The sequence below is a fragment of the Streptomyces sp. AM25 genome (assembly GCF_058146165.1).
Map to the genome: position 1 here is coordinate 169,267 of NZ_JBKIWN010000016.1, position 21,689 is coordinate 190,955.

Genomic DNA, 21,689 nt, shown 5'->3' on the forward strand with positions numbered 1-21,689 from the left:
TGCCATGGGCGAAAAGGGCTCGGAGATGGAGCGGTTCGCGGGCTGGGTCGAAGGTCTTATGCGGGACCGCGGATATGACATCGACAGCCCCCGGGGCGGCGGCCGGTCCCGGCTGGCGGAGGACGCGGGGGTGCATCGCGCGGCGGTGACCCGGCTGCTGCAGCGGCAGAGCATGCCCGACCTGGAGACCATGCGGGCCCTCGCGCGGGTGCTCGGCGTCTCGCTGCGGGACATGCTCATCCAGTCCGGCAAGGTCACCCCGGAGGACCTGCCGCTGCCGGGCGCCCCGCGCGCCGCGGCGGCCGCGGCCGCGGAGCGGGTCCCGGGCGGCGGGCGGGTGACCCCCGCCGAGGCCGCCGACCTGCTCGGCATCCCGGACAGCCACCGCCGGCAGTTCGTGGAGATGACGGAAATGATCATCGCCGTCGGCGGCACCAAGCCGGAGGATCCGCGGAAGACGGCGACCGGGCGCTAGGGCCTGCCCGAGGCCGGAGTGCGGCGGGCCGGTGGCAACCGGACGGTTGTCAGGGTGGACAACTCGCCCCCGGATGTCACCCGTTGGGCGGAGCGGCGTCACGCCGCCCGCCCCGCCCCGGGTGGTCCCGGCGGGACCCGGCGGGGCGCCTCTGATCTGCGGGTGAGACCGCACACAGGGGCGTCGTCCGCGTGTGCATTTGTTTTGACCGCAGCCCATGCGGTAGGTACGCTCTGACCTTGTGCCTGGGGTGTCCCTGGGCTCTCGTGCGTGCCTTCAAACCGTACGGGACGCCCGGAACCGAGCGGTCCGCACCGACTCGGCGACACCGGAATCTGCGCCACTTCCCGCCATCGGCGGGGGTCTGCAGCCTTCGACACACCCGACCGCGTGGGTCGGTGTTTGCTCCCGGGTTAGTTTTATCGCGATCACAGAAACCGGAGAAACGGTGCCTACGATCCAGCAGCTGGTCCGAAAGGGCCGGCAGGACAAGGTCGAGAAGAACAAGACGCCCGCACTCGAGGGTTCGCCCCAGCGTCGTGGCGTCTGCACGCGTGTTTTCACGACCACCCCGAAGAAGCCGAACTCGGCCCTCCGTAAGGTCGCGCGTGTGCGTCTGACCAGCGGCATCGAGGTCACCGCTTACATTCCGGGTGAGGGTCACAACCTGCAGGAGCACTCCATCGTGCTCGTGCGCGGTGGCCGTGTGAAGGACCTGCCGGGCGTCCGCTACAAGATCATTCGCGGCTCGCTCGACACCCAGGGCGTCAAGAACCGCAAGCAGGCTCGCAGCCGCTACGGCGCCAAGAAGGAGAAGTAAGAATGCCTCGTAAGGGCCCCGCCCCGAAGCGCCCGGTCATCATCGACCCGGTCTACGGTTCTCCTCTTGTCACCTCGCTGATCAACAAGATCCTGCTGCACGGCAAGCGCTCCACCGCCGAGCGCATCGTGTACGGCGCCATGGAGGGTCTGCGCGAGAAGACCGGCAACGACCCGGTCATCACCCTCAAGCGCGCCCTCGAGAACGTCAAGCCCGCTCTCGAGGTCAAGTCCCGCCGTGTCGGTGGCGCGACCTACCAGGTCCCGGTCGAGGTCAAGCCCGGCCGCGCCTCCACCCTGGCGCTGCGCTGGCTGGTCGGTTACTCCCGCGCCCGTCGCGAGAAGACCATGACCGAGCGCCTCATGAACGAGCTGCTGGACGCCTCGAACGGTCTCGGCGCCTCGGTCAAGAAGCGTGAGGACACGCACAAGATGGCCGAGTCCAACAAGGCCTTCGCGCACTACCGCTGGTAGTCGCTACCCCCATCGAGAACCGAGAGAAGACTGAGCCATATGGCCACCACTTCGCTTGACCTGGCCAAGGTCCGCAACATCGGGATCATGGCCCACATCGACGCGGGCAAGACGACCACCACCGAGCGGATCCTGTTCTACACCGGTGTCTCTTACAAGATCGGTGAAGTCCACGACGGCGCTGCCACGATGGACTGGATGGAGCAGGAGCAGGAGCGCGGCATCACGATCACGTCTGCCGCGACGACCTGCCACTGGCCGCTGAACAACGTCGACCACACCATCAACATCATCGACACCCCGGGCCACGTCGACTTCACCGTCGAGGTGGAGCGTTCGCTGCGCGTCCTCGACGGTGCCGTGACGGTGTTCGACGGCGTTGCCGGTGTTGAGCCGCAGTCCGAGACCGTTTGGCGTCAGGCGGACCGCTACGGCGTGCCGCGTATCTGCTTCGTCAACAAGCTCGACCGCACCGGTGCCGAGTTCCACCGCTGTGTCGACATGATCGTCGACCGCCTGGGCGCGGTTCCGCTGGTCATGCAGCTGCCGATCGGCACCGAGGCCGACTTCAAGGGCGTGGTCGACCTCGTCCAGATGAAGGCGCTGGTCTGGTCCGCCGAGGCCGCCAAGGGCGAGATGTACGACACCGTCGACATCCCGGACACCCACATCGAGGCTGCCGAGGAATGGCGCGGCAAGCTCCTCGAGGGCGTCGCCGAGAACGACGAAGAGATGATGGAGCTGTACCTGGGCGGCGAGGAGCCGACCGAGGAGCAGCTGATGGCGGCCATCCGCCGCATCACCCTCGCCTCGCGTGGCGGCGGCGACTCCGTCACCGTCACCCCGGTGTTCTGTGGCACCGCGTTCAAGAACAAGGGCGTCCAGCCCCTGCTCGACGCAGTCGTCCGCTACCTGCCGTCGCCGCTCGACGTCGAGGCCGTTGAGGGCCACGCCGTCAACAACGCCGACGAGGTCGTGAAGCGCAAGCCGTCCGACGAAGAGCCGTTCGCCGGCCTTGCCTTCAAGATCATGAGCGACCCGCACCTCGGCAAGCTCACCTTCGTCCGGGTTTACTCGGGCCGCATGACGGCGGGCACCCAGGTGCAGAACTCCGTCAAGGGCAAGAAGGAGCGCATCGGCAAGATCTACCGGATGCACGCGAACAAGCGTGAGGAGATCGAGTCGGTGGGTGCCGGTGACATCGTCGCCGTCATGGGTCTGAAGCAGACCACCACCGGTGAGACCCTCTGCGACGCCGCGAACCCGGTGATCCTGGAGTCCATGGACTTCCCGGCGCCGGTCATCCAGGTCGCGATCGAGCCCAAGTCCAAGGGCGACCAGGAGAAGCTGGGTGTCGCCATCCAGCGTCTCGCGGAGGAGGACCCCTCCTTCCAGGTCCACACGGACGAGGAGACGGGCCAGACCATCATCGCGGGTATGGGCGAGCTGCACCTCGACGTGCTGGTCGACCGTATGAAGCGTGAGTTCAAGGTCGAGGCCAACGTCGGCAAGCCGCAGGTCGCGTACCGCGAGACGATCCGCAAGGCCGTCGAGCGTATCGACTACACGCACAAGAAGCAGACTGGCGGTTCGGGCCAGTTCGCCAAGGTGCAGATCGCAATCGCGCCCCTCGAGGGCGACGGTTACGAGTTCGAGAACAAGGTCACCGGTGGCCGTATCCCGCGGGAGTACATCCCGTCCGTGGACGCGGGCTGCCAGGAGGCCATGGAGTTCGGTGTTCTGGCCGGCTACCCGCTGACCGGCGTCAAGGTGACGCTGCTCGACGGTGCCTACCACGACGTCGACTCCTCCGAGCTCGCCTTCAAGATCGCCGGTTCCATGGCGTTCAAGGAGGGTGCCCGCAAGGCGTCGCCGGCTCTGCTCGAGCCGATGATGTCCGTCGAGGTCACCACTCCCGAGGACTACATGGGCGACGTGATCGGTGACATCAACTCCCGCCGTGGCCAGATCCAGGCCATGGAGGACCGTCACGGTGCCAAGCTCGTCAAGGGCCTGGTTCCGCTGTCGGAGATGTTCGGCTACGTCGGCGACCTCCGCAGCAAGACCTCGGGTCGCGCAAGCTACTCGATGCAGTTCGACTCCTACGCCGAGGTTCCGCGGAACGTCGCCGAGGAGATCATCGCGAAGGCCAAGGGCGAGTAACCGGCTCCCGTCTTCATGGGCGGGGCACACGCTTTAGGCTTTACACCGACTGTCGGGGTGTACCACCGCAAACCGCAAGGAATGCGGCGGCGCACCCCGGCGGACGGCACCCCAGCAAAGATCACCTGGCGCCGATGAGTAAGGCGTACAGAACCACTCCGTAGGAGGACCCAGTGGCGAAGGCGAAGTTCGAGCGGACTAAGCCGCACGTCAACATCGGCACCATCGGTCACGTCGACCACGGTAAGACGACGCTTACCGCGGCGATTACCAAGGTGCTGCACGACAAGTTCCCTGACCTGAACCCGTACACGCCTTTCGAGGACATCGACAAGGCCCCGGAGGAGCGTCAGCGCGGTATCACCATCTCCATCGCGCACGTTGAGTACCAGACGGATGCCCGTCACTACGCTCACGTCGACTGCCCCGGTCACGCGGACTACATCAAGAACATGATCACCGGTGCCGCCCAGATGGACGGCGCGATCCTGGTCGTGGCCGCCACCGACGGCCCGATGCCGCAGACCAAGGAGCACGTGCTCCTGGCCCGTCAGTCCGGCGTTCCGTACATCGTCGTCGCCCTGAACAAGGCCGACATGGTGGACGACGAGGAGATCCTGGAGCTCGTCGAGCTCGAGGTCCGTGAGCTCCTCAACGAGTACGAGTTCCCGGGCGACGACGCCCCGGTCGTCAAGATCTCCGCTCTGAAGGCGCTCGAGGGCGACCCGACCTGGGTCAAGTCCGTCGAGGACCTGATGGACGCTGTGGACGAGAACATCCCGCAGCCGGAGCGCGACGTCGACAAGCCGTTCCTCATGCCGATCGAGGACGTCTTCACGATCACCGGTCGTGGCACCGTCGTCACCGGTCGTATCGAGCGTGGTGTCCTCAAGGTCAACGAGACCGTCGACATCATCGGCATCAAGACCGAGAAGACCTCGACCACCGTCACCGGTATCGAGATGTTCCGCAAGCTGCTCGACGAGGGCCAGGCCGGTGAGAACGTCGGTCTGCTCCTCCGTGGCATCAAGCGCGAGGACGTCGAGCGCGGCCAGTGCATCATCAAGCCGGGTTCGGTCACCCCGCACACCGAGTTCGAGGCCACGGCGTACATCCTCTCCAAGGACGAGGGCGGCCGCCACACCCCGTTCTTCAACAACTACCGTCCGCAGTTCTACTTCCGTACGACTGACGTGACCGGTGTTGTGACCCTCAAGGAGGGCACGGAGATGGTCATGCCCGGCGACAACGCCGAGATGTCCGTCTCCCTGATCCAGCCCGTCGCGATGGAGGAGGGCCTGCGCTTCACCATCCGTGAGGGCGGCCGCACCGTCGGCGCCGGCCAGGTCACCAAGATCACCAAGTAAGCTCCGCTTGCTCGGGATCTGAGCGGGCCCCGCATCCTCCGGGATGCGGGGCCCGCTTGCTTTTGTGCGTCTCGCTCTACGCGTCGTACGGCAGGATCCGCCGCAGCAGGCCGCGCGGGTGGCCGCGGCGGCGCCACTCCCTCGGATAGCCGATCGAGACCTCCTCGAAGCGCACGCCGTCGTACCAGGTCGTCCGCGGGATGTGCAGGTGCCCGTAGACCGCGGCGGCGACGTTGAAGCGCCGGTGCCAGTCGCCGGTGCGGACGGTGCCGCACCACTGGGCGAACTCCGGGTACGTCAGCACGTCGGTGGGCTCGCGCACCAGCGGCCAGTGGCTGATCAGCACCAGCGGCAGCGCCGGGTCGTGGGCCGCCAGCCTGGCCTCGGTCTCCGCGACCCGTTCACGGCACCAGTCGTCGATGCCGGCGTACGGCTCGGGGTGCAGCAGGTACTCGTCCGTGCAGACGATGCCCGCCTCGTGCGCCTGGGCCAGGGACTGCTCCTTGGTGGCCGCCGTGGGCGTGCGGAACGTGTAGTCGTACAGCGTGAACACGGGCGCCACCGCGGCCGGCCCGCCCTCGCCCCGCCACACCGGGTACGGATCCTCGGGCGTCGCCACGCCGAGGCTGCGGCACAGCTCCACCAGGCGCTCGTAGCGGGCCTTGCCGCGCAGCTGGACGGGGTCGGCGCGCGGCGTCCACAGCTCGTGGTTGCCCGGCGTCCAGACGACCTTGGCGAACCGCCCGGCGAGCATGCGCAGGGTGCGTTCGATGTCGTCGAACTGCTCGGCGACATCGCCCGCGACGATCAGCCAGTCCCCGTCCGAGACGGGGCGCAGCGACTCGGCGATGGGCACGTTGTCGGCGACGCCGGTGTGCAGGTCACTGACGGCGAGGAGCGAGGGCGCGGGTAACTGCGGCATGCGGCCAACCTACGTGGCCGAGGGCCGCCAGATCCACGGCGTCGCGTCCATGCCCATGCCGACGGCGCACAGCCGGTGCGCCGCGTCGACCGACAGGGACGGGGTGCCGACCGGCAGCTGGTCGCCCTGGGCGGGGGAGCCGCCCGACTCCGTGTCGACGAGCTGGACGCGGCCGTCCATCGACCGGCCCAGGACCATCAGGGCGTCCTTGCCGCCGCGCTGCGGGAGCAGGGTGGCGGCCAGCGGCCCGTAGCCCGAGAAGCCGTGCAGCCCCGAGGCGCTCACCTCCTCCGTGCCGTCGCCGCTCGCGGCGAGGCGGTAGGAGACGGGCTCCGCCGCCTCCGGGACGCGGTAGACGAGGGTGACGGCGCCGTCCGGGCCCAGGTCCGCGGCGACGGGCTCGCCGCCGGGGCCCGGCAGGCCCTTGAGCGGCATGAAGCTGACCGGCTTGTCCGGGGCCTCCTGGCTCCAGTGGTGCACGGTGTCCCGGCCGATGCCGAAGACGTGGACGCGGTGGTCCTTGTCCAGCACGGCGGTGAGGCCCTCCTGGATCTCCTGGCCGTGCAGGCTCTGCCACTTGCCCCACTTGCCGTCGGCCGCGCGCATCCGGCAGGAGACGCCCTTGCCCGCGTTGCGGACGAAGACGTACACCCGCCCGTCGGGCGTGGCGACGGCGGCGGGCATGCCGACGCGGCGGCCGCGCTCGGCCTTGTGCTCGGGGTTGCCCAGGCCCTTCCAGGCCTTGAAGGCGCCGCCCGGGGTGTGCTGCTCCAGGACGACGATCTCCCGGGAGTCGGCCCGGCCCTGGCCCTCCAGCTTGGCGAAGCGCATGGCGAACAGCAGCTGCCGGCCGCCCGAGTCCTCGACCGCGGCGAGCGCGGGGGCCAGCGGCCCGCCGCCGAGGTTCTGCGGGGTGCCCCAGCGGCCGCTGCCGGCGGAGGTCTCCTGCCAGCGCACGGCCTGCAGGCCCAGCACGCCGAAGGCCTCCAGGCGGCCGGCGCGGTCGCTGACGGCGACGGGCATGGCGCCGGGGTGGCGGTAGTGGGTGGAGCGGATCCAGCCCTTGCGGTTGGTGAGCGGCCGGTCGCCGCCCTGGCCGTAGTCGCCGCAGCCCGCGGTGTTGCCGCACTGCCAGTCGGGGGCGCCGCCGTAGTCGGCGACGAGCCTGTGCTTGTCCTCGACGATCTGCTGCGGGAGATTGTGCGGCCAGCGCTGGTTGTAGTAGCCGCGGAAGGACGTGGTGGTGAAGCGGGGCGGGTGGCCCTTGCGGCGGGTGGTGTCCGCGACCCACTGGGAGAGCGCCTTCCAGGTGAAGAGCGCCGTCGGGGTGTGGTCGCGGTGGTCCGAGCACGACCCGTAGTCGTTGTCCTTGGGGTGGGTGGCGTCGTGGACCTGGTAGTCCGGGTCCGGGTCCATGGTGTGGACCACGGTCGGCCGGTACGTGTCCATGATCGAGGCCAGCGTGTCGACCAGGGTGCCGTGTTCGTACTTGCTGACGCTGGTGCACGGCGAGCCGGTGGCGACGAGGGACTCCATGACCGCGTACGGGGCGTCCCAGAGCTGGGGGAGGCGGGTGTTGCCGGGGGAGAGCATGGCGATGTTGAGGAAGATCAGCCGGGCCCTGCGGTTGCCGTGGACGAGCTCGTTCGTCTCGGCCCGGACGCCGCCCGGCAGGTCCAGCACGGACTTCTTCCAGGGCGTGAACCGGTCGGTGCCCAGCATCTCCGCGTACGCCTGGCGCAGGCCCTGGTGGCGCGCGGAGGAGTAGCCGGCCTTGTCGGGCCTGCTCCTGGGCATGCCCTTGATCCAGTTCTGCCCGACGGACTCGCCGGCGGTGACGTACACGGAGACGACGGGGACGCCGGCCTGCACGATCCGCTCGGCGTCGGGGTTCATGAAGAACAGGTCGTCGTCGGGGTGCGCCATCACCTGGAGCAGCAGGGGGTTCTCGGCGCCCGTGAAGGACTGCCGGGAGGCCGGGTCGACGGCGGTGACGGGCGACTCGGAGGGTTTGGACGAGCCGTCGCCGCCGCTGCTGCACCCGGTGGCGACGGCCGCCGTGGCGACCGCGATCCCCGCGAGTACGCTGCGGCGTGTGACGACCCCACGCTGTGAGATGTTCAACTAACGACTCCGTCCCGTTGTGCAGCGTGCAGCCCCCGGATGCCCCCGCGTAGTAGGGGGACGGCACAGGGTCCGGGCGGGTTGCCCAAGCACTCACAAAGCCTCCTGGAGATCCACAGTGTCGCCTGTGCGCGGCGGGTTGGTTTGACAACTGCGCCGCTAGAGGTACCTTCTTCGGCCACGATTGGCGTCCCTTCGGGCCCGTATGGCACACTGTTCAGGTTGCTCGGTTGAGTGCCGATGCTGCGCGCCTCCCGCCGGGAGGACTGGAAGCGAGTCCCGCAGTACTCGTCACCTCTTTTCAGGGGTGGAAGTACGGGAATCTTCCGGGAAGTGTCAGCGGGGCCCCAGCCAGGCACTCGGTGGGTGTTCTTCCCCCACAACCCCCTTGAGCAGGGATCTTCCTTCGGGGAGATCTGCTGGAAGGGGCGCGACACGCCCGACCGCGTGGGTCGGAGGGTGGAGCGGGGAGGGGCAGTGCGGCCGCACAGCCCGCCGAGTTCCGGAGCGTTACGAGAGACAGGACTACGAAGTAGCCATGGCGGGACAGAAGATCCGCATCCGGCTCAAGGCCTACGACCACGAGGTCATCGACTCCTCGGCGAAGAAGATCGTCGAGACGGTGACCCGCACTGGTGCGTCGGTCGCGGGCCCGGTGCCGCTGCCCACTGAGAAGAACGTGTACTGCGTCATCAAGTCGCCGCACAAGTACAAGGACTCGCGCGAGCACTTCGAGATGCGCACGCACAAGCGCCTCATCGACATCCTCGACCCCACGCCGAAGACGGTTGACTCGCTTATGCGTCTCGACCTGCCGGCCGGCGTCGACATCGAGATCAAGCTCTGAGGTGACGCGCGAGATGGCTAAGCAGATCAAGGGCGTCCTGGGCGAGAAGCTCGGCATGACGCAGGTCTGGGACGAGAACAACCGTGTCGTCCCGGTGACCGTCGTCAAGGCCGGGCCCTGTGTCGTTACCCAGGTCCGCACCAACGACACCGACGGCTACGAGTCGGTCCAGATCGCCTTCGGCGAGATCGACCCGCGCAAGGTGAACAAGCCCCTCAAGGGCCACTTCGCCAAGGCCGACGTGACCCCCCGCCGCCACCTGGTGGAGCTCCGCACCTCCGACGCGTCCGAGTACACGCTCGGCCAGGAGATCGCCGCGGACGTGTTCGAGGCCGGCGTCAAGGTCGACGTCACCGGCAAGAGCAAGGGCAAGGGCTTCGCCGGTGTCATGAAGCGCCACAACTTCCGTGGCCTCGGCGCCGGGCACGGCACCCAGCGCAAGCACCGCTCCCCCGGCTCCATCGGTGGCTGTGCCACCCCGGGCCGTGTGTTCAAGGGCCTCCGCATGGCGGGCCGCATGGGCAACGAGCGGGTCACCACCCAGAACCTGACCGTCCACGCCGTTGACGCGGAGAAGGGCCTGCTGCTCATCAAGGGCGCGGTTCCTGGTCCGAACGGCGGCCTCGTCCTGGTCCGTACCGCGGCCAAGGGGGCCTGAGGTAACCGATGAGCACCATTGACATCCTTTCGCCGGCAGGCGACAAGGCCGGGACCGTCGAGCTCCCCGCGGAGATCTTCGACGCCAAGGTCAGCGTTCCGCTGATCCACCAGGTCGTCGTCGCGCAGCTGGCCGCTGCCCGTCAGGGCACGCACAAGACCAAGACTCGTGGCGAGGTCCGCGGCGGTGGCAAGAAGCCGTACCGCCAGAAGGGCACCGGTCGCGCCCGTCAGGGTTCGACCCGCGCGCCGCAGTTCGCCGGTGGTGGCGTCGTGCACGGTCCCGTGCCGCGTGACTACTCGCAGCGGACCCCGAAGAAGATGAAGGCCGCCGCCCTGCGCGGTGCCCTCACCGACCGGGCGCGCCACAGCCGCATCCACGTCGTCTCCGGCGTGGTCGACGGCGCGGTGTCCACCAAGGCCGCCAAGACCCTGTTCGGCAAGATCTCGGAGCGCAAGAACCTGCTCCTGGTCGCCGACCGGTCCGACGAGGCCGCGTGGCTGTCCGCCCGCAACCTGCCCCAGGTGCACATCCTGGAGCCGGGCCAGCTGAACACGTACGACGTGCTCGTCTCCGACGACGTGGTCTTCACCCAGGCCGCTCTGGAGTCCTTCGTGTCTGGCCCCAAGGCCGTTGAGACCGAAGGGAGCGAGGCCTGATGACTGAGGCCGTCGTCACCAGCAAGACCTTCTCGGACCCGCGCGACCTTCTGGTCAAGCCGGTTGTCTCGGAGAAGAGCTACGCGCTGCTGGACGAGAACAAGTACACGTTCATCGTCGACCCGCGCGCCAACAAGACCCAGATCAAGCAGGCCGTCGAGGCGGTCTTCTCGGTCAAGGTCACCGGGGTCAACACGATCAACCGTCAGGGTAAGCGCAAGCGCACCAAGACCGGTTTCGGCAAGCGCGCCAACACCAAGCGCGCCATCGTGACCCTCGCCGAGGGCGACCGTATCGACATCTTCGGCGGCCCGGTCTCCTAACGGAGTTCGAGTCGTCCGGAATCGGACGAGGACTGAGAAATGGGTATCCGCAAGTACAAGCCGACGACCCCGGGCCGTCGTGGCTCCAGCGTCGCCGACTTTGTCGAGATCACGCGGTCCACGCCGGAGAAGTCGCTGGTCCGCCCCCTGCACAGCAAGGGCGGCCGTAACAACGCCGGTCGTGTGACCGTTCGCCACCAGGGTGGTGGCCACAAGCGCGCCTACCGCGTGATCGACTTCCGTCGTCACGACAAGGACGGCGTGCCGGCCAAGGTCGCTCACATCGAGTACGACCCGAACCGCACCGCGCGCATCGCGCTGCTCCACTACCTGGACGGCGAGAAGCGCTACATCATCGCTCCGCGTGGCCTGAACCAGGGCGACCGGATCGAGAACGGCCCCGGGGCCGACATCAAGCCGGGCAACAACCTGCCGCTGCGCAACATCCCGGTCGGTACGACGATCCACGCCATCGAGCTGCGGCCCGGCGGCGGTGCGAAGATCGCCCGTTCCGCCGGTTCCTCCGTGCAGCTGCTGGCGAAGGAGGGCGCCTACGCCCACCTGCGCATGCCGTCCGGTGAGGTTCGCCTGGTCGACATCCGCTGCCGCGCCACCGTCGGCGAGGTCGGCAACGCCGAGCAGTCGAACATCAACTGGGGCAAGGCCGGCCGTATGCGCTGGAAGGGCGTTCGCCCGACCGTCCGCGGTGTCGCCATGAACCCCGTTGACCACCCGCACGGTGGTGGTGAGGGCAAGACCTCCGGTGGTCGCCACCCGGTCTCGCCGTGGGGTCAGAAGGAGGGTCGTACTCGCTCGCCGAAGAAGGCGTCCAGCAAGTACATCGTCCGCCGCCGCAAGACGAACAAGAAGCGCTAGGAGCGGGTTTAGATGCCGCGTAGTCTCAAGAAGGGACCCTTCGTCGACGGACACCTCATCAAGAAGGTGGACGCTCAGAACGAGGCTGGTACCAAGAACGTCATCAAGACCTGGTCCCGTCGCTCCATGATCGTGCCGGCCATGCTCGGCCACACGCTCGCGGTGCACAACGGCAAGACCCACGTCCCGGTGTTCGTCACCGAGTCCATGGTCGGCCACAAGCTCGGCGAGTTCTCGCCGACCCGCACCTTCCGCGGCCACGTCAAGGACGACCGCAAGTCGAAGCGCCGCTAAGCGGGGTGCGAACGACTATGACTGACACCGAAGGGACAACCATGGAAGCCAGGGCCCAGGCGCGGTACATCCGCGTCACGCCCATGAAGGCCCGCCGCGTGGTGGACCTCATCCGTGGCATGGATGCCACGGAGGCTCAGGCGGTCCTGCGTTTCGCCCCGCAGGCCGCGAGCGTGCCGGTCGGCAAGGTGCTGGACAGCGCCATTGCCAACGCCGCGCACAACTACGACCACACGGACGCCTCTGCGCTGTACATCAGCGAGGCGTACGTCGACGAGGGCCCGACCCTGAAGCGGTTCCGTCCGCGTGCTCAGGGCCGTGCCTACCGGATCCGCAAGCGGACCAGCCACATCACCGTGGTCGTCAGCAGCAAGGAAGGAACCCGGTAATGGGCCAGAAGGTTAACCCGCACGGGTTCCGGCTCGGCATCACCACGGACTTCAAGTCCCGCTGGTACGCCGACAAGCTGTACAAGGACTACGTCAAGGAAGACGTTGCCATTCGTCGCATGATGACGAAGGGCATGGAGCGCGCCGGTATCTCGAAGGTTGAGATCGAGCGCACCCGCGACCGCGTCCGCGTCGACATCCACACCGCCCGCCCGGGCATCGTCATCGGCCGCCGTGGCGCCGAGGCCGACCGCATCCGTGGCGAGCTGGAGAAGCTGACCGGCAAGCAGGTCCAGCTGAACATCCTCGAGGTCAAGAACCCCGAGGTGGACGCTCAGCTGGTGGCCCAGGCCGTCGCCGAGCAGCTGTCCTCCCGCGTCTCCTTCCGTCGTGCCATGCGCAAGAGCATGCAGTCGACGATGAAGGCCGGCGCCAAGGGCATCAAGATCCAGTGTGGTGGCCGTCTCGGCGGCGCCGAGATGTCCCGCTCGGAGTTCTACCGCGAGGGCCGTGTGCCCCTGCACACGCTCCGCGCGAACGTCGACTACGGCTTCTTCGAGGCCAAGACCACCTTCGGCCGTATCGGCGTGAAGGTCTGGATCTACAAGGGCGACGTCAAGAACATCGCCGAGGTCCGCGCCGAGAACGCTGCGGCCCGTGCGGGCAACCGCCCGTCGCGTGGCGCCGGCGAGCGCCCGGCCCGTGGTGGCCGTGGTGGCGAGCGTGGCGGCCGCGGCCGCAAGCCGCAGCAGGCTGCTGCCGAGGCCCCCAAGGCCGAGGCCACCGCTGCTCCGGCTGAGACCACCGGAACGGAGGCCTGACCGACATGCTGATCCCTCGCAGGGTCAAGCACCGCAAGCAGCACCACCCCAAGCGGAACGGCATGGCCAAGGGTGGCACCGAGCTCGCCTTCGGTGAGTACGGTATCCAGGCCCTGACCCCGGCCTATGTGACGAACCGTCAGATCGAGTCCGCTCGTATCGCCATGACGCGTCACATCAAGCGTGGCGGCAAGGTGTGGATCAACATCTACCCGGACCGTCCCCTCACGAAGAAGCCCGCCGAGACCCGCATGGGTTCCGGTAAGGGTTCCCCCGAGTGGTGGGTCGCGAACGTCAAGCCCGGTCGGGTGATGTTCGAGCTGTCCTTCCCGAACGAGAAGGTTGCACGTGAGGCGCTCACCCGAGCCGCCCACAAGCTTCCGATGAAGTGCCGCATTGTTCGGCGCGAGGCAGGTGAGTCGTGATGGCTGCCGGTACCAAGGCGACCGAGCTGCGTGAGCTGAACAACGAGGACCTCGTTGCCAAGCTCCGTGAGGCCAAGGAAGAGCTGTTCAACCTCCGTTTCCAGGCGGCGACCGGACAGCTTGAGAACCACGGCCGGCTGAAGGCCGTCCGCAAGGACATCGCCCGGATCTACACCCTGATGCGTGAGCGCGAGCTCGGCATCGAGACGGTGGAGAGCGCCTGATGAGCGAGAAGAACATGACTGAGACGAACGAGCGCGGCTTCCGCAAGACCCGTGAGGGCCTCGTCGTCAGCGACAAGATGGACAAGACCGTCGTCGTCGCTGTCGAGGACCGCGTCAAGCACGCGCTGTACGGCAAGGTCATCCGCCGTACCAACAAGCTCAAGGCGCACGACGAGCAGAACGCCGCGGGTGTCGGCGACCGCGTCCTCCTCATGGAGACCCGGCCGCTGTCCGCGACGAAGCGCTGGCGCGTCGTCGAGATCCTCGAGAAGGCCAAGTAGGTAATTCCCGCAAGGGAATTCCAAGTAACGCAGTCTGAGGGGTTCTCCCTCGGATAAGTTCCGCCAGGCTCGGCGTGGGGCCTCAGCAATGAGGCCCCCGCCGGGAACCGGCAGACGATCAGGAGATAGACGTGATCCAGCAGGAGTCGCGACTTCGCGTCGCCGACAACACTGGTGCCAAGGAGATCCTTTGCATCCGTGTTCTCGGTGGCTCGGGTCGCCGCTACGCGGGCATCGGTGACGTCATCGTCGCCACCGTCAAGGACGCGATCCCCGGTGGCAACGTGAAGAAGGGCGACGTCGTCAAGGCCGTCGTCGTTCGCACCGTCAAGGAGCGCCGCCGTCCGGACGGCTCGTACATCCGCTTCGACGAGAACGCCGCCGTCATTCTGAAGAACGACGGCGACCCCCGCGGCACCCGTATCTTCGGCCCCGTCGGCCGAGAGCTGCGCGAGAAGAAGTTCATGAAGATCGTCTCGCTCGCGCCGGAGGTGCTGTAAGCATGAAGATCAAGAAGGGCGACCTGGTTCAGGTCATCACCGGCAAGGACAAGGGCAAGCAGGGCAAGGTCGTTCAGGCCATGCCCGCTGAGAACCGTGTCCTCGTCGAGGGTGTCAACCGGGTCAAGAAGCACACCAAGGCCGGCCAGACCGCTCGCGGTTCCAAGACCGGCGGCATCGTGACGACCGAGGCCCCGATCCACGTCAGCAACGTTCAGCTGGTCGTGGAGAAGGACGGCAAGAAGGTTGTCACCCGCGTCGGTTACCGCTTCGACGACAACGGCAACAAGATCCGCGTTGCCAAGCGGACGGGTGAGGACATCTGATGGCTACCACTCCGCGTCTGAAGACGAAGTACCGCGAGGAGATCTCGGGCAAGCTGCGTGAGGAGTTCTCGTACGAGAACGTCATGCAGGTTCCCGGCCTGACCAAGATCGTGGTCAACATGGGTGTGGGCGACGCCGCCCGCGACTCCAAGCTGATCGAGGGCGCCATCCGCGACCTCACCACGATCACCGGTCAGAAGCCCGCCGTCACCAAGGCTCGTAAGTCCATCGCGCAGTTCAAGCTGCGCGAGGGCCAGCCGATCGGTGCCCACGTCACCCTTCGTGGCGACCGCATGTGGGAGTTCCTGGACCGCACCCTGTCGCTCGCGCTGCCGCGCATCCGCGACTTCCGTGGTCTCTCCCCCAAGCAGTTCGACGGTCGGGGCAACTACACCTTCGGTCTCACGGAGCAGGTCATGTTCCACGAGATCGACCAGGACAAGATCGACCGGGTCCGGGGCATGGACATCACCGTGGTGACCACGGCGAAGAACGACGACGAGGGCCGCGCCCTGCTTCGTCACCTCGGCTTCCCCTTCAAGGAGAACTGACCGTGGCGAAGAAGTCTCTGATTGCCAAGGCCGCTCGCAAGCCGAAGTTCTCGGTTCGCGCGTACACCCGCTGCAACCGCTGCGGCCGCCCGCACTCCGTCTACCGCAAGTTCGGCCTCTGCCGCGTGTGCCTTCGTGAGATGGCTCACCGTGGCGAGCTGCCGGGCGTGACCAAGAGCTCCTGGTAACAACCCACTTGGGTTGACCAGGGCTCTCGGTAAGCATCAAGGATGGTGGGGGCCCGACCCCGGCTCACGTAGAGTTGAAGGGTTGGGCGCCCGCCGCCCATGACCGTCTTACTACGCCGTAGGTCCCCGCGCCGCACCCGTCCCGACGAAGTTCGGGGAGAGGGATGGCGCAGATAGGAAACCACGGCGAGAGAGGCCGAAGGCCAAACATGACCATGACCGATCCGATCGCAGACATGCTGACCCGTCTGCGGAACGCGAACTCGGCGTACCACGACTCCGTGGCCATGCCTGCGAGCAAGATCAAGGCGCACATCGCCGAGATCCTGCAGCAGGAGGGCTACATCGCCGGCTGGAAGGTCGAGGACGCCGAGGTCGGCAAGTCCCTCGTCATCGACCTGAAGTTCGGTCCGAACCGTGAGCGCTCCATCGCGGGCATCAAGCGGATTTCGAAGCCGGGCCTGCGGGTCTACGCAAAGTCCACCAACCTGCCGAAGGTCCTCGGCGGCCTGGGCGTGGCGATCATCTCCACGTCCCACGGTCTCCTGACCGGTCAGCAGGCCAGCAAGAAGGGCGTGGGTGGGGAAGTCCTCGCCTACGTCTGGTAATCGGGAACGGAGGAAGAGCTAATGTCGCGCATTGGCAAGCAGCCCATCCAGGTTCCCGCTGGTGTGGACGTCACCATTGATGGCCGCACGGTCCAGGTGAAGGGCCCCAAGGGCACCCTGACCCACACCGTGGCCGCGCCCATCGAGATCGTCAAGGGCGAGGACGGCATCCTGCAGCTGACCCGTCCGAACGACGAGCGTCAGAACAAGGCCCTGCACGGCCTGTCCCGCACGCTGGTGGCGAACATGATCACCGGCGTGACCCAGGGTTACAGCAAGAATCTCGAGATCAGCGGTGTCGGTTACCGCGTCCAGGCGAAGGGCTCCAACCTGGAGTTCGCCCTGGGCTACAGCCACCCGATCCTGATCGAGGCTCCCGAGGGCATCACCTTCAAGGTGGAGTCCCCGACCAAGCTGTCTGTCGAGGGCATCGACAAGCAGAAGGTCGGCGAGGTCGCCGCGAACATCCGCAAGCTGCGGAAGCCCGACCCGTACAAGGCCAAGGGCGTCAAGTACGCGGGCGAGGTCATCCGCCGCAAGGTCGGAAAGGCTGGTAAGTAAGCCATGGCATACGGTGTCAAGATTGCTAAGGGCGACGCCTACAAGCGTGCCGCCAAGCAGCGCCGTCACATCCGCATCCGTAAGAACGTCTCGGGTACGGCTGAGCGCCCCCGCCTCGTGGTGACGCGTTCCAACCGTGGCATCACCGCTCAGGTCATCGACGACATCAAGGGTCACACCCTGGCGTCGGCGTCGCACCTGGACGCGTCGATCCGTGGTGGCGAGGGCGACAAGGGCGCCCAGGCCAAGAAGGTGGGCGCCCTGGTCGCCGAGCGTGCCAAGGCCGCCGGTGTCGAGGCCGTCGTGTTCGACCGCGGTGGCAACCAGTACGCCGGGCGCATTGCCGCTCTGGCGGACGCCGCCCGCGAAGCCGGGCTGAAGTTCTAAGCCCCGGTTCCGGAGCTAGCGGACGTAACAGAGAGAGGTAATTCCAATGGCTGGACCCCAGCGCCGCGGGAGCGGTGCCGGTGGCGGCGAGCGGCGGGACCGGAAGGGCCGTGACGGTGGCGCTGCCGCCGAGAAGACCGCATACGTTGAGCGCGTAGTCGCGATCAACCGCGTCGCCAAGGTTGTCAAGGGTGGTCGCCGCTTCAGCTTCACCGCGCTGGTCGTGGTGGGCGACGGTGACGGCACGGTCGGTGTCGGTTACGGCAAGGCCAAGGAAGTTCCGGCTGCCATCGCCAAGGGCGTGGAAGAGGCCAAGAAGAACTTCTTCAAGGTCCCCCGTATCCAGGGCACCGTCCCGCACCCGATCACTGGCGAGAAGGCGGCCGGTGTCGTGCTGCTCAAGCCCGCGTCCCCCGGTACCGGTGTTATCGCCGGTGGCCCGGTGCGTGCGGTGCTCGAGTGCGCCGGCATCCACGACATTCTGTCGAAGTCGCTCGGTTCGTCGAACCCGATCAACATCGTGCACGCCACGGTGGAGGCCCTCAAGGGACTGCAGCGTCCCGAGGAGATCGCCGCCCGTCGTGGTCTGCCGCTCGAGGACGTCGCCCCCGCCGCACTGCTGCGGGCGCGTGCAGGGGCGGGTGCGTAATGGCTCGCCTCAAGGTCACGCAGGTCAAGTCCTACATCGGCAGCAAGCAGAACCACCGCGACACCCTGCGTTCGCTCGGGCTCAAGCGCCTGAACGACGTGGTTGTCAAGGAGGACCGCCCCGAGATCCGCGGCATGGTGCAGACCGTCCGCCACCTCGTGACGGTCGAGGAGGTCGACTGACATGGCGGAGCAGAACCCGCTGAAGGTCCACAACCTCCGTCCCGCCCCGGGCGCCAAGACCGCCAAGACCCGTGTCGGTCGTGGTGAGGCGTCGAAGGGTAAGACGGCTGGTCGCGGTACCAAGGGTACGAAGGCCCGTTACCAGGTTCCGGAGCGCTTCGAGGGTGGGCAGATGCCCCTCCACATGCGCCTCCCGAAGCTGAAGGGCTTCAAGAACCCCGCCCACAAGCAGTTCCAGGTCGTGAACCTGGACAAGCTGGCCGAGCTCTACCCGCAGGGTGGCGAGGTCACGGTGGCCGGTCTGGTCGCCAAGGGTGCGGTTCGCAAGAACGAGCTCGTCAAGGTCCTTGGCCAGGGCGAGATCTCCGTGGCGCTGCAGGTGACGGTCGACGCCGTCTCCGGCTCCGCCAAGGAGAAGATCGCCGCCGCCGGCGGCACCGTCACCGAGCTCATCTGAGTTCGTTGATCTGACAACCGGGGATGTCCCATAACGGGGCATCCCCGGTTGGTCGTTCCAAGGGGGGCACGGTCGCCGGTAAGGTGGCGTGCACTGCTGTTAACCTCCGTGCGGCCTGCTTCCGTGCGGACTTTGACCGATATGTATTCGTCGATCCTCAAGACCGTCACCTCTCGCGTGGCTGCGTGAGAGGCGCAGGAGGCACCGTGCTCACCGCGTTCGCCCGGGCGTTCAAGACGCCCGACCTGCGCAAGAAGCTACTGTTCACGCTGGGCATCATGGTGCTCTTCAGGCTCGGGGCGCACGTCCCCGTGCCGGGCGTCGACTACCGCAATGTCCAGACGTGCCTCGACCAGGCCAAGAGCGGCCAGAGCCTTTTCGGCCTCGTGAACATGTTCAGCGGTGGTGCACTGCTGCAGGTCACGATCTTCGCGCTCGGCATCATGCCGTACATCACTGCGAGCATCATCCTGCAGCTGCTCACGGTCGTGATCCCGCGCCTGGAAGCCCTCAAGAAGGAGGGGCAGTCGGGCCAGACCAAGATCACGCAGTACACGCGTTATCTGACGGTCGCCCTCGCCGTCCTCCAGGGCACCGGTCTCGTGGCCACCGCCAGCACTGGTGCGCTCTTCGGGAGCTGCCCGGTCGGCAACCAGATCGTGCCCAACCACTCGATCTTCACCACGATCACGATGGTCATCACGATGACCGCCGGTACCTGCCTCATCATGTGGCTCGGTGAGCTCATCACCGACCGCGGCATCGGCAACGGCATGTCCATCCTGATGTTCACCTCCATCGCCGCCGGCTTCCCGAGCGCCCTGTGGGGCATCAAGATGCAGGGCAAGCTGATGGGCGGCTGGCTGGAGTTCGGCCTGGTGATCCTCTGTGGTCTGGCCATGGTCGCGCTCGTCGTCTTCGTCGAGCAGGCACAGCGGCGGATCCCCGTGCAGTACGCGAAGCGCATGATCGGCCGCCGTTCGTACGGCGGCACGTCCACCTACATCCCGTTGAAGGTGAACCAGGCGGGTGTGATCCCCGTCATCTTCGCCTCGTCGCTCCTCTATATCCCGGCGCTGCTGGTGCAGTTCACCGGCTCCAAGGCGGGCTGGGCGACGTGGGTGCAGTCCAACCTGGTGAAGGGCGACCACCCCGTCTACATCGCCACGTACTTCCTGCTGATCGTTTTCTTCGCCTTCTTCTACGTCGCCATCTCCTTCAACCCCGAAGAAGTTGCAGACAACATGAAGAAGTATGGTGGGTTCATCCCGGGCATCCGGGCCGGCCGACCCACCGCGGAGTATCTGAGCTACGTGCTGAATCGCATCACGTGGCCCGGCTCGCTGTACCTGGGCTTGATCGCGTTGGTGCCGACCGTGGCACTGGTCACACTCAACGCAAACCAGAACTTCCCGTTCGGTGGAACCAGCATCCTGATCATCGTGGGTGTCGGTCTGGAGACTGTGAAGCAGATCGAGAGCCAGCTTCAGCAGCGCAACTACGAAGGGTTCCTCCGCTGATGCGAATCGTCCTCGTCGGGCCGCCCGGCGCCGGCAAGGGTACGCAGGCCGCGTACCTCGCCAAGAATCTCGCGATCCCGCACATCTCGACGGGTGACCTGTTCCGGGCGAACATCAGCCAGGGCACGGAGCTGGGCCTGCGGGCCAAGCAGTACATGGACCAGGGCCAGCTGGTGCCGGACGAGGTCACCATCGGGATGGCCCAGGACCGGATGAACCAGCCGGACGCGGAGAACGGCTTCCTGCTGGACGGCTTCCCGCGGAACGTCGCCCAGGCCGAGGCCCTCGACGAGGCCCTCAAGGCGGACGGCGTGAAGCTGGACGCCGTGCTGGACCTGGAGGTCCCCGAGGACGAGGTGGTCAAGCGCATCGCCGGCCGCCGGATCTGCCGGAACGACTCCAGCCACGTCTTCCACGTCACCTACAGCCGCCCGCAGCAGGACGGCGTCTGCGACGTGTGCGGCGGCGAGCTGTACCAGCGCGACGACGACAGCGAGGAGACCGTCCGCAAGCGGCTGGAGGTCTACCACACGCAGACGGAGCCGATCATCGACTACTACAAGGCCCAGGGCCTCGTGGTGACGATCTCGGCCCTCGGCAAGGTCGCCGAGGTCACCGGGCGGGCGATGGACGCCCTGTCGGCGCAGCGCGCCTGACCCTCACGGTCCGTACACGGCCGCGGTGCCCGCAAGGGCACCGCGGCCGTAGTGTTGTTCCCGACCCCACGAACAGAGAGCCGAGAAAGGCACCCCACATGGTGGAGATCAAAACCCCCCAGCAGATCGCGAAGATGCGCGAGGCGGGGCTGGTCGTCGCCGCCATCCACGCGGCCACCCGGGAGGCGGCCGTTCCCGGTGCCACGACCAAGGACCTGGACGAGGTCGCCCGCAAGGTGATCGCCGAGCACGGCGCGAAGTCGAACTTCCTGGGCTACGGCGGCTTCCCCGCCACCATCTGCACCTCGGTGAACGAGGTCGTCGTGCACGGCATCCCGGACACGAAGACGGTCCTGAAGGACGGCGACATCATCTCGATCGACGCCGGTGCGATCATCGACGGCTGGCACGCGGACGCGGCCTTCACGGCCTTCGTGGGCTCCGGTCACGCTCCGGAGCTGGTCGAGCTCTCCCGGGTGACCGAGGAGTCCATGTGGGCCGGCATCGCCGCCGTGAAGGCCGGCAACCGCCTGGTCGACCTCTCCAAGGCCATCGAGGGCTACATCCGCCGCCAGCCGCGCCCCGCGAGCGGCAAGTACGGGATCATCGAGGACTACGGCGGGCACGGCATCGGCTCCGAGATGCACATGGACCCGCACCTGCTGAACTACGTCTCCCGCAAGCGCGGCAAGGGGCCGAAGCTGGTGCCGGGCTTCTGCATCGCCATCGAGCCGATGGTGAGCCTGGGGACGGCGAAGACGTACGTCCTTGCGGACGAGTGGACGGTGCTGACGGACGACAAGACGTGGTCGTCGCACTGGGAGCACTCGATCGCCGTCACGGAGGAGGGACCGCTGGTCCTCACCTCACCGGACGGCGGCCGCGCCAAGCTCGCTGCGCTCGGCATCACGGCGGCCCCGGACCCGTTGGCCTAGCCCCTGACGGGGGCCGCGCCCCGTAGGG

31 protein-coding genes are annotated in these 21,689 nt (G+C 67.2%); 29 read left to right on the forward strand and 2 right to left on the reverse strand.

What is annotated here, in order from left to right; genetic code table 11:
* Positions 1 to 4 precede the first annotated feature (4 nt).
* From ACLHRZ_RS22935 to tuf, 5 genes are all read left to right on the forward strand, one after another.
* Positions 5 to 475, forward strand: coding sequence for a helix-turn-helix domain-containing protein (locus tag ACLHRZ_RS22935; protein ID WP_490420374.1), 471 nt, complete (start codon positions 5 to 7; stop codon positions 473 to 475).
* A gap of 448 nt (positions 476 to 923) precedes the next feature.
* The gene (gene rpsL / locus ACLHRZ_RS22940; protein ID WP_003948652.1) at positions 924 to 1,295 is read left to right on the forward strand and encodes a 30S ribosomal protein S12; all 372 of its coding nucleotides are present in this window, start codon (positions 924 to 926) and stop codon (positions 1,293 to 1,295) included.
* Between the two features lie 2 nt (positions 1,296 to 1,297).
* Complete coding sequence (rpsG, locus tag ACLHRZ_RS22945) at positions 1,298 to 1,768, forward strand: 30S ribosomal protein S7 (RefSeq protein ID WP_171082751.1); 471 nt, start codon at positions 1,298 to 1,300, stop codon at positions 1,766 to 1,768.
* 39 nt (positions 1,769 to 1,807) lie between these two features.
* The gene (gene fusA / locus ACLHRZ_RS22950) at positions 1,808 to 3,931 is read left to right on the forward strand and encodes an elongation factor G (RefSeq protein WP_490420375.1); all 2,124 of its coding nucleotides are present in this window, start codon (positions 1,808 to 1,810) and stop codon (positions 3,929 to 3,931) included.
* Between the two features lie 173 nt (positions 3,932 to 4,104).
* A complete protein-coding gene (gene tuf, locus ACLHRZ_RS22955; RefSeq protein ID WP_490420376.1) occupies positions 4,105 to 5,298 on the forward strand; it encodes an elongation factor Tu in 1,194 nt (397 codons plus the stop codon).
* A gap of 76 nt (positions 5,299 to 5,374) precedes the next feature.
* Here tuf and ACLHRZ_RS22960 read toward each other — a convergent pair whose 3' ends face one another.
* Complete coding sequence (locus tag ACLHRZ_RS22960) at positions 5,375 to 6,220, reverse strand: metallophosphoesterase family protein (protein ID WP_490420377.1); 846 nt, start codon at positions 6,218 to 6,220, stop codon at positions 5,375 to 5,377.
* A gap of 9 nt (positions 6,221 to 6,229) precedes the next feature.
* Complete coding sequence (locus ACLHRZ_RS22965; RefSeq protein WP_490420378.1) at positions 6,230 to 8,344, reverse strand: PIG-L family deacetylase; 2,115 nt, start codon at positions 8,342 to 8,344, stop codon at positions 6,230 to 6,232.
* 538 nt (positions 8,345 to 8,882) lie between these two features.
* Between ACLHRZ_RS22965 and rpsJ the strand changes: the two genes are divergently transcribed.
* The 24 genes from rpsJ (at position 8,883) to map (ending at position 21,661) form a co-directional block, all read left to right on the forward strand.
* A complete protein-coding gene (rpsJ, locus tag ACLHRZ_RS22970; protein WP_003948644.1) occupies positions 8,883 to 9,191 on the forward strand; it encodes a 30S ribosomal protein S10 in 309 nt (102 codons plus the stop codon).
* A 13-nt stretch (positions 9,192 to 9,204) separates the two neighbouring features.
* Positions 9,205 to 9,849 carry a 50S ribosomal protein L3 gene (rplC, locus tag ACLHRZ_RS22975; RefSeq protein ID WP_490420379.1) on the forward strand — a complete coding sequence of 215 codons (645 nt, stop codon included), beginning with the start codon at positions 9,205 to 9,207 and terminating at the stop codon, positions 9,847 to 9,849.
* Positions 9,850 to 9,857: 8 nt separating this feature from the next.
* Positions 9,858 to 10,508 (forward strand): 50S ribosomal protein L4, encoded by a 651-nt coding sequence (gene rplD / locus ACLHRZ_RS22980; RefSeq protein ID WP_390780822.1) that lies wholly within the window; start codon positions 9,858 to 9,860, stop codon positions 10,506 to 10,508.
* Positions 10,508 to 10,831, forward strand: coding sequence for a 50S ribosomal protein L23 (gene rplW / locus ACLHRZ_RS22985; protein WP_058046827.1), 324 nt, complete (start codon positions 10,508 to 10,510; stop codon positions 10,829 to 10,831). The genes rplD and rplW overlap by 1 nt, the downstream gene beginning before the upstream one ends.
* 39 nt (positions 10,832 to 10,870) lie before the next feature.
* Positions 10,871 to 11,707 (forward strand): 50S ribosomal protein L2, encoded by an 837-nt coding sequence (gene rplB / locus ACLHRZ_RS22990; protein ID WP_490420380.1) that lies wholly within the window; start codon positions 10,871 to 10,873, stop codon positions 11,705 to 11,707.
* A gap of 12 nt (positions 11,708 to 11,719) precedes the next feature.
* Entirely contained in the window at positions 11,720 to 12,001 is a 282-nt protein-coding gene (rpsS, locus tag ACLHRZ_RS22995; RefSeq protein WP_004950443.1) for a 30S ribosomal protein S19, read from the forward strand.
* A gap of 41 nt (positions 12,002 to 12,042) precedes the next feature.
* A complete protein-coding gene (gene rplV, locus ACLHRZ_RS23000) occupies positions 12,043 to 12,390 on the forward strand; it encodes a 50S ribosomal protein L22 (RefSeq protein ID WP_384946107.1) in 348 nt (115 codons plus the stop codon).
* The gene (rpsC, locus tag ACLHRZ_RS23005; protein WP_171082764.1) at positions 12,390 to 13,211 is read left to right on the forward strand and encodes a 30S ribosomal protein S3; all 822 of its coding nucleotides are present in this window, start codon (positions 12,390 to 12,392) and stop codon (positions 13,209 to 13,211) included. The genes rplV and rpsC overlap by 1 nt, the downstream gene beginning before the upstream one ends.
* Positions 13,212 to 13,216: 5 nt before the next feature.
* On the forward strand, positions 13,217 to 13,636 hold the full coding sequence (rplP, locus tag ACLHRZ_RS23010; protein WP_004950450.1) for a 50S ribosomal protein L16: 420 nt from the start codon (positions 13,217 to 13,219) through the stop codon (positions 13,634 to 13,636).
* On the forward strand, positions 13,636 to 13,860 hold the full coding sequence (rpmC, locus tag ACLHRZ_RS23015) for a 50S ribosomal protein L29 (protein ID WP_004950453.1): 225 nt from the start codon (positions 13,636 to 13,638) through the stop codon (positions 13,858 to 13,860). Before rplP ends, rpmC begins: the two co-directional genes overlap by 1 nt.
* Entirely contained in the window at positions 13,860 to 14,141 is a 282-nt protein-coding gene (rpsQ, locus tag ACLHRZ_RS23020) for a 30S ribosomal protein S17 (RefSeq protein WP_004950457.1), read from the forward strand. Before rpmC ends, rpsQ begins: the two co-directional genes overlap by 1 nt.
* 131 nt (positions 14,142 to 14,272) lie before the next feature.
* Entirely contained in the window at positions 14,273 to 14,641 is a 369-nt protein-coding gene (gene rplN / locus ACLHRZ_RS23025) for a 50S ribosomal protein L14 (protein WP_004946682.1), read from the forward strand.
* A 2-nt stretch (positions 14,642 to 14,643) separates the two neighbouring features.
* Entirely contained in the window at positions 14,644 to 14,967 is a 324-nt protein-coding gene (gene rplX, locus ACLHRZ_RS23030; protein ID WP_490420381.1) for a 50S ribosomal protein L24, read from the forward strand.
* Entirely contained in the window at positions 14,964 to 15,518 is a 555-nt protein-coding gene (rplE, locus tag ACLHRZ_RS23035; protein ID WP_373313215.1) for a 50S ribosomal protein L5, read from the forward strand. Before rplX ends, rplE begins: the two co-directional genes overlap by 4 nt.
* A 2-nt stretch (positions 15,519 to 15,520) precedes the next feature.
* Positions 15,521 to 15,706 carry a type Z 30S ribosomal protein S14 gene (locus tag ACLHRZ_RS23040; protein ID WP_004946670.1) on the forward strand — a complete coding sequence of 62 codons (186 nt, stop codon included), beginning with the start codon at positions 15,521 to 15,523 and terminating at the stop codon, positions 15,704 to 15,706.
* A 209-nt stretch (positions 15,707 to 15,915) separates the two neighbouring features.
* Positions 15,916 to 16,314, forward strand: a complete 399-nt coding sequence (gene rpsH / locus ACLHRZ_RS23045) for a 30S ribosomal protein S8 (protein WP_121801998.1) — start codon at positions 15,916 to 15,918, stop codon at positions 16,312 to 16,314.
* A 21-nt stretch (positions 16,315 to 16,335) separates the two neighbouring features.
* Positions 16,336 to 16,875: a 50S ribosomal protein L6 gene (gene rplF, locus ACLHRZ_RS23050; protein WP_490420382.1), complete on the forward strand. Its 540-nt coding sequence runs from the start codon at positions 16,336 to 16,338 to the stop codon at positions 16,873 to 16,875.
* Positions 16,876 to 16,878: 3 nt separating this feature from the next.
* Positions 16,879 to 17,262: a 50S ribosomal protein L18 gene (gene rplR / locus ACLHRZ_RS23055; RefSeq protein WP_490420383.1), complete on the forward strand. Its 384-nt coding sequence runs from the start codon at positions 16,879 to 16,881 to the stop codon at positions 17,260 to 17,262.
* 46 nt (positions 17,263 to 17,308) lie between these two features.
* Complete coding sequence (gene rpsE / locus ACLHRZ_RS23060) at positions 17,309 to 17,911, forward strand: 30S ribosomal protein S5 (RefSeq protein ID WP_190066381.1); 603 nt, start codon at positions 17,309 to 17,311, stop codon at positions 17,909 to 17,911.
* Positions 17,911 to 18,093 carry a 50S ribosomal protein L30 gene (rpmD, locus tag ACLHRZ_RS23065; RefSeq protein WP_087927574.1) on the forward strand — a complete coding sequence of 61 codons (183 nt, stop codon included), beginning with the start codon at positions 17,911 to 17,913 and terminating at the stop codon, positions 18,091 to 18,093. The genes rpsE and rpmD overlap by 1 nt, the downstream gene beginning before the upstream one ends.
* Before the next feature lies 1 nt (position 18,094).
* The gene (rplO, locus tag ACLHRZ_RS23070) at positions 18,095 to 18,550 is read left to right on the forward strand and encodes a 50S ribosomal protein L15 (RefSeq protein ID WP_171082775.1); all 456 of its coding nucleotides are present in this window, start codon (positions 18,095 to 18,097) and stop codon (positions 18,548 to 18,550) included.
* A 206-nt stretch (positions 18,551 to 18,756) separates the two neighbouring features.
* Positions 18,757 to 20,070 (forward strand): preprotein translocase subunit SecY, encoded by a 1,314-nt coding sequence (gene secY / locus ACLHRZ_RS23075; protein WP_490420416.1) that lies wholly within the window; start codon positions 18,757 to 18,759, stop codon positions 20,068 to 20,070.
* On the forward strand, positions 20,070 to 20,726 hold the full coding sequence (locus ACLHRZ_RS23080; RefSeq protein ID WP_490420384.1) for an adenylate kinase: 657 nt from the start codon (positions 20,070 to 20,072) through the stop codon (positions 20,724 to 20,726). Before secY ends, ACLHRZ_RS23080 begins: the two co-directional genes overlap by 1 nt.
* 98 nt (positions 20,727 to 20,824) lie before the next feature.
* Complete coding sequence (map, locus tag ACLHRZ_RS23085) at positions 20,825 to 21,661, forward strand: type I methionyl aminopeptidase (protein ID WP_490420385.1); 837 nt, start codon at positions 20,825 to 20,827, stop codon at positions 21,659 to 21,661.
* The last annotated feature ends 28 nt before the right edge of the window (positions 21,662 to 21,689 follow it).

Bases quoted from the DNA above. Each gene is read 5' to 3' on its own strand.
- ACLHRZ_RS23080 (WP_490420384.1), top strand. From the start codon at position 20,070: ATGCGAATCGTCCTCGTCGGGCCGCCCGGCGCCGGCAAGGGTACGCAG.
- rplC (WP_490420379.1), top strand. From the start codon at position 9,205: ATGGCTAAGCAGATCAAGGGCGTCCTGGGCGAGAAGCTCGGCATGACG.
- rpmC (WP_004950453.1), top strand. From the start codon at position 13,636: ATGGCTGCCGGTACCAAGGCGACCGAGCTGCGTGAGCTGAACAACGAG.
- ACLHRZ_RS22935 (WP_490420374.1), top strand. From the start codon at position 5: ATGGGCGAAAAGGGCTCGGAGATGGAGCGGTTCGCGGGCTGGGTCGAA.
- rplB (WP_490420380.1), top strand. From the start codon at position 10,871: ATGGGTATCCGCAAGTACAAGCCGACGACCCCGGGCCGTCGTGGCTCC.
- rpsH (WP_121801998.1), top strand. From the start codon at position 15,916: ATGACCATGACCGATCCGATCGCAGACATGCTGACCCGTCTGCGGAAC.
- map (WP_490420385.1), top strand. From the start codon at position 20,825: ATGGTGGAGATCAAAACCCCCCAGCAGATCGCGAAGATGCGCGAGGCG.
- rpmD (WP_087927574.1), top strand. From the start codon at position 17,911: ATGGCTCGCCTCAAGGTCACGCAGGTCAAGTCCTACATCGGCAGCAAG.
- rpsJ (WP_003948644.1), top strand. From the start codon at position 8,883: ATGGCGGGACAGAAGATCCGCATCCGGCTCAAGGCCTACGACCACGAG.
- rplX (WP_490420381.1), top strand. From the start codon at position 14,644: ATGAAGATCAAGAAGGGCGACCTGGTTCAGGTCATCACCGGCAAGGAC.
- rpsC (WP_171082764.1), top strand. From the start codon at position 12,390: ATGGGCCAGAAGGTTAACCCGCACGGGTTCCGGCTCGGCATCACCACG.
- ACLHRZ_RS22960 (WP_490420377.1), bottom strand. From the start codon at position 6,220: ATGCCGCAGTTACCCGCGCCCTCGCTCCTCGCCGTCAGTGACCTGCAC.
- rplF (WP_490420382.1), top strand. From the start codon at position 16,336: ATGTCGCGCATTGGCAAGCAGCCCATCCAGGTTCCCGCTGGTGTGGAC.
- rpsS (WP_004950443.1), top strand. From the start codon at position 11,720: ATGCCGCGTAGTCTCAAGAAGGGACCCTTCGTCGACGGACACCTCATC.
- rplW (WP_058046827.1), top strand. From the start codon at position 10,508: ATGACTGAGGCCGTCGTCACCAGCAAGACCTTCTCGGACCCGCGCGAC.
- fusA (WP_490420375.1), top strand. From the start codon at position 1,808: ATGGCCACCACTTCGCTTGACCTGGCCAAGGTCCGCAACATCGGGATC.
- rplO (WP_171082775.1), top strand. From the start codon at position 18,095: ATGGCGGAGCAGAACCCGCTGAAGGTCCACAACCTCCGTCCCGCCCCG.
- rplP (WP_004950450.1), top strand. From the start codon at position 13,217: ATGCTGATCCCTCGCAGGGTCAAGCACCGCAAGCAGCACCACCCCAAG.
- rplR (WP_490420383.1), top strand. From the start codon at position 16,879: ATGGCATACGGTGTCAAGATTGCTAAGGGCGACGCCTACAAGCGTGCC.
- rpsE (WP_190066381.1), top strand. From the start codon at position 17,309: ATGGCTGGACCCCAGCGCCGCGGGAGCGGTGCCGGTGGCGGCGAGCGG.
- rpsQ (WP_004950457.1), top strand. From the start codon at position 13,860: ATGAGCGAGAAGAACATGACTGAGACGAACGAGCGCGGCTTCCGCAAG.
- rplV (WP_384946107.1), top strand. From the start codon at position 12,043: ATGGAAGCCAGGGCCCAGGCGCGGTACATCCGCGTCACGCCCATGAAG.
- rplD (WP_390780822.1), top strand. From the start codon at position 9,858: ATGAGCACCATTGACATCCTTTCGCCGGCAGGCGACAAGGCCGGGACC.
- rpsG (WP_171082751.1), top strand. From the start codon at position 1,298: ATGCCTCGTAAGGGCCCCGCCCCGAAGCGCCCGGTCATCATCGACCCG.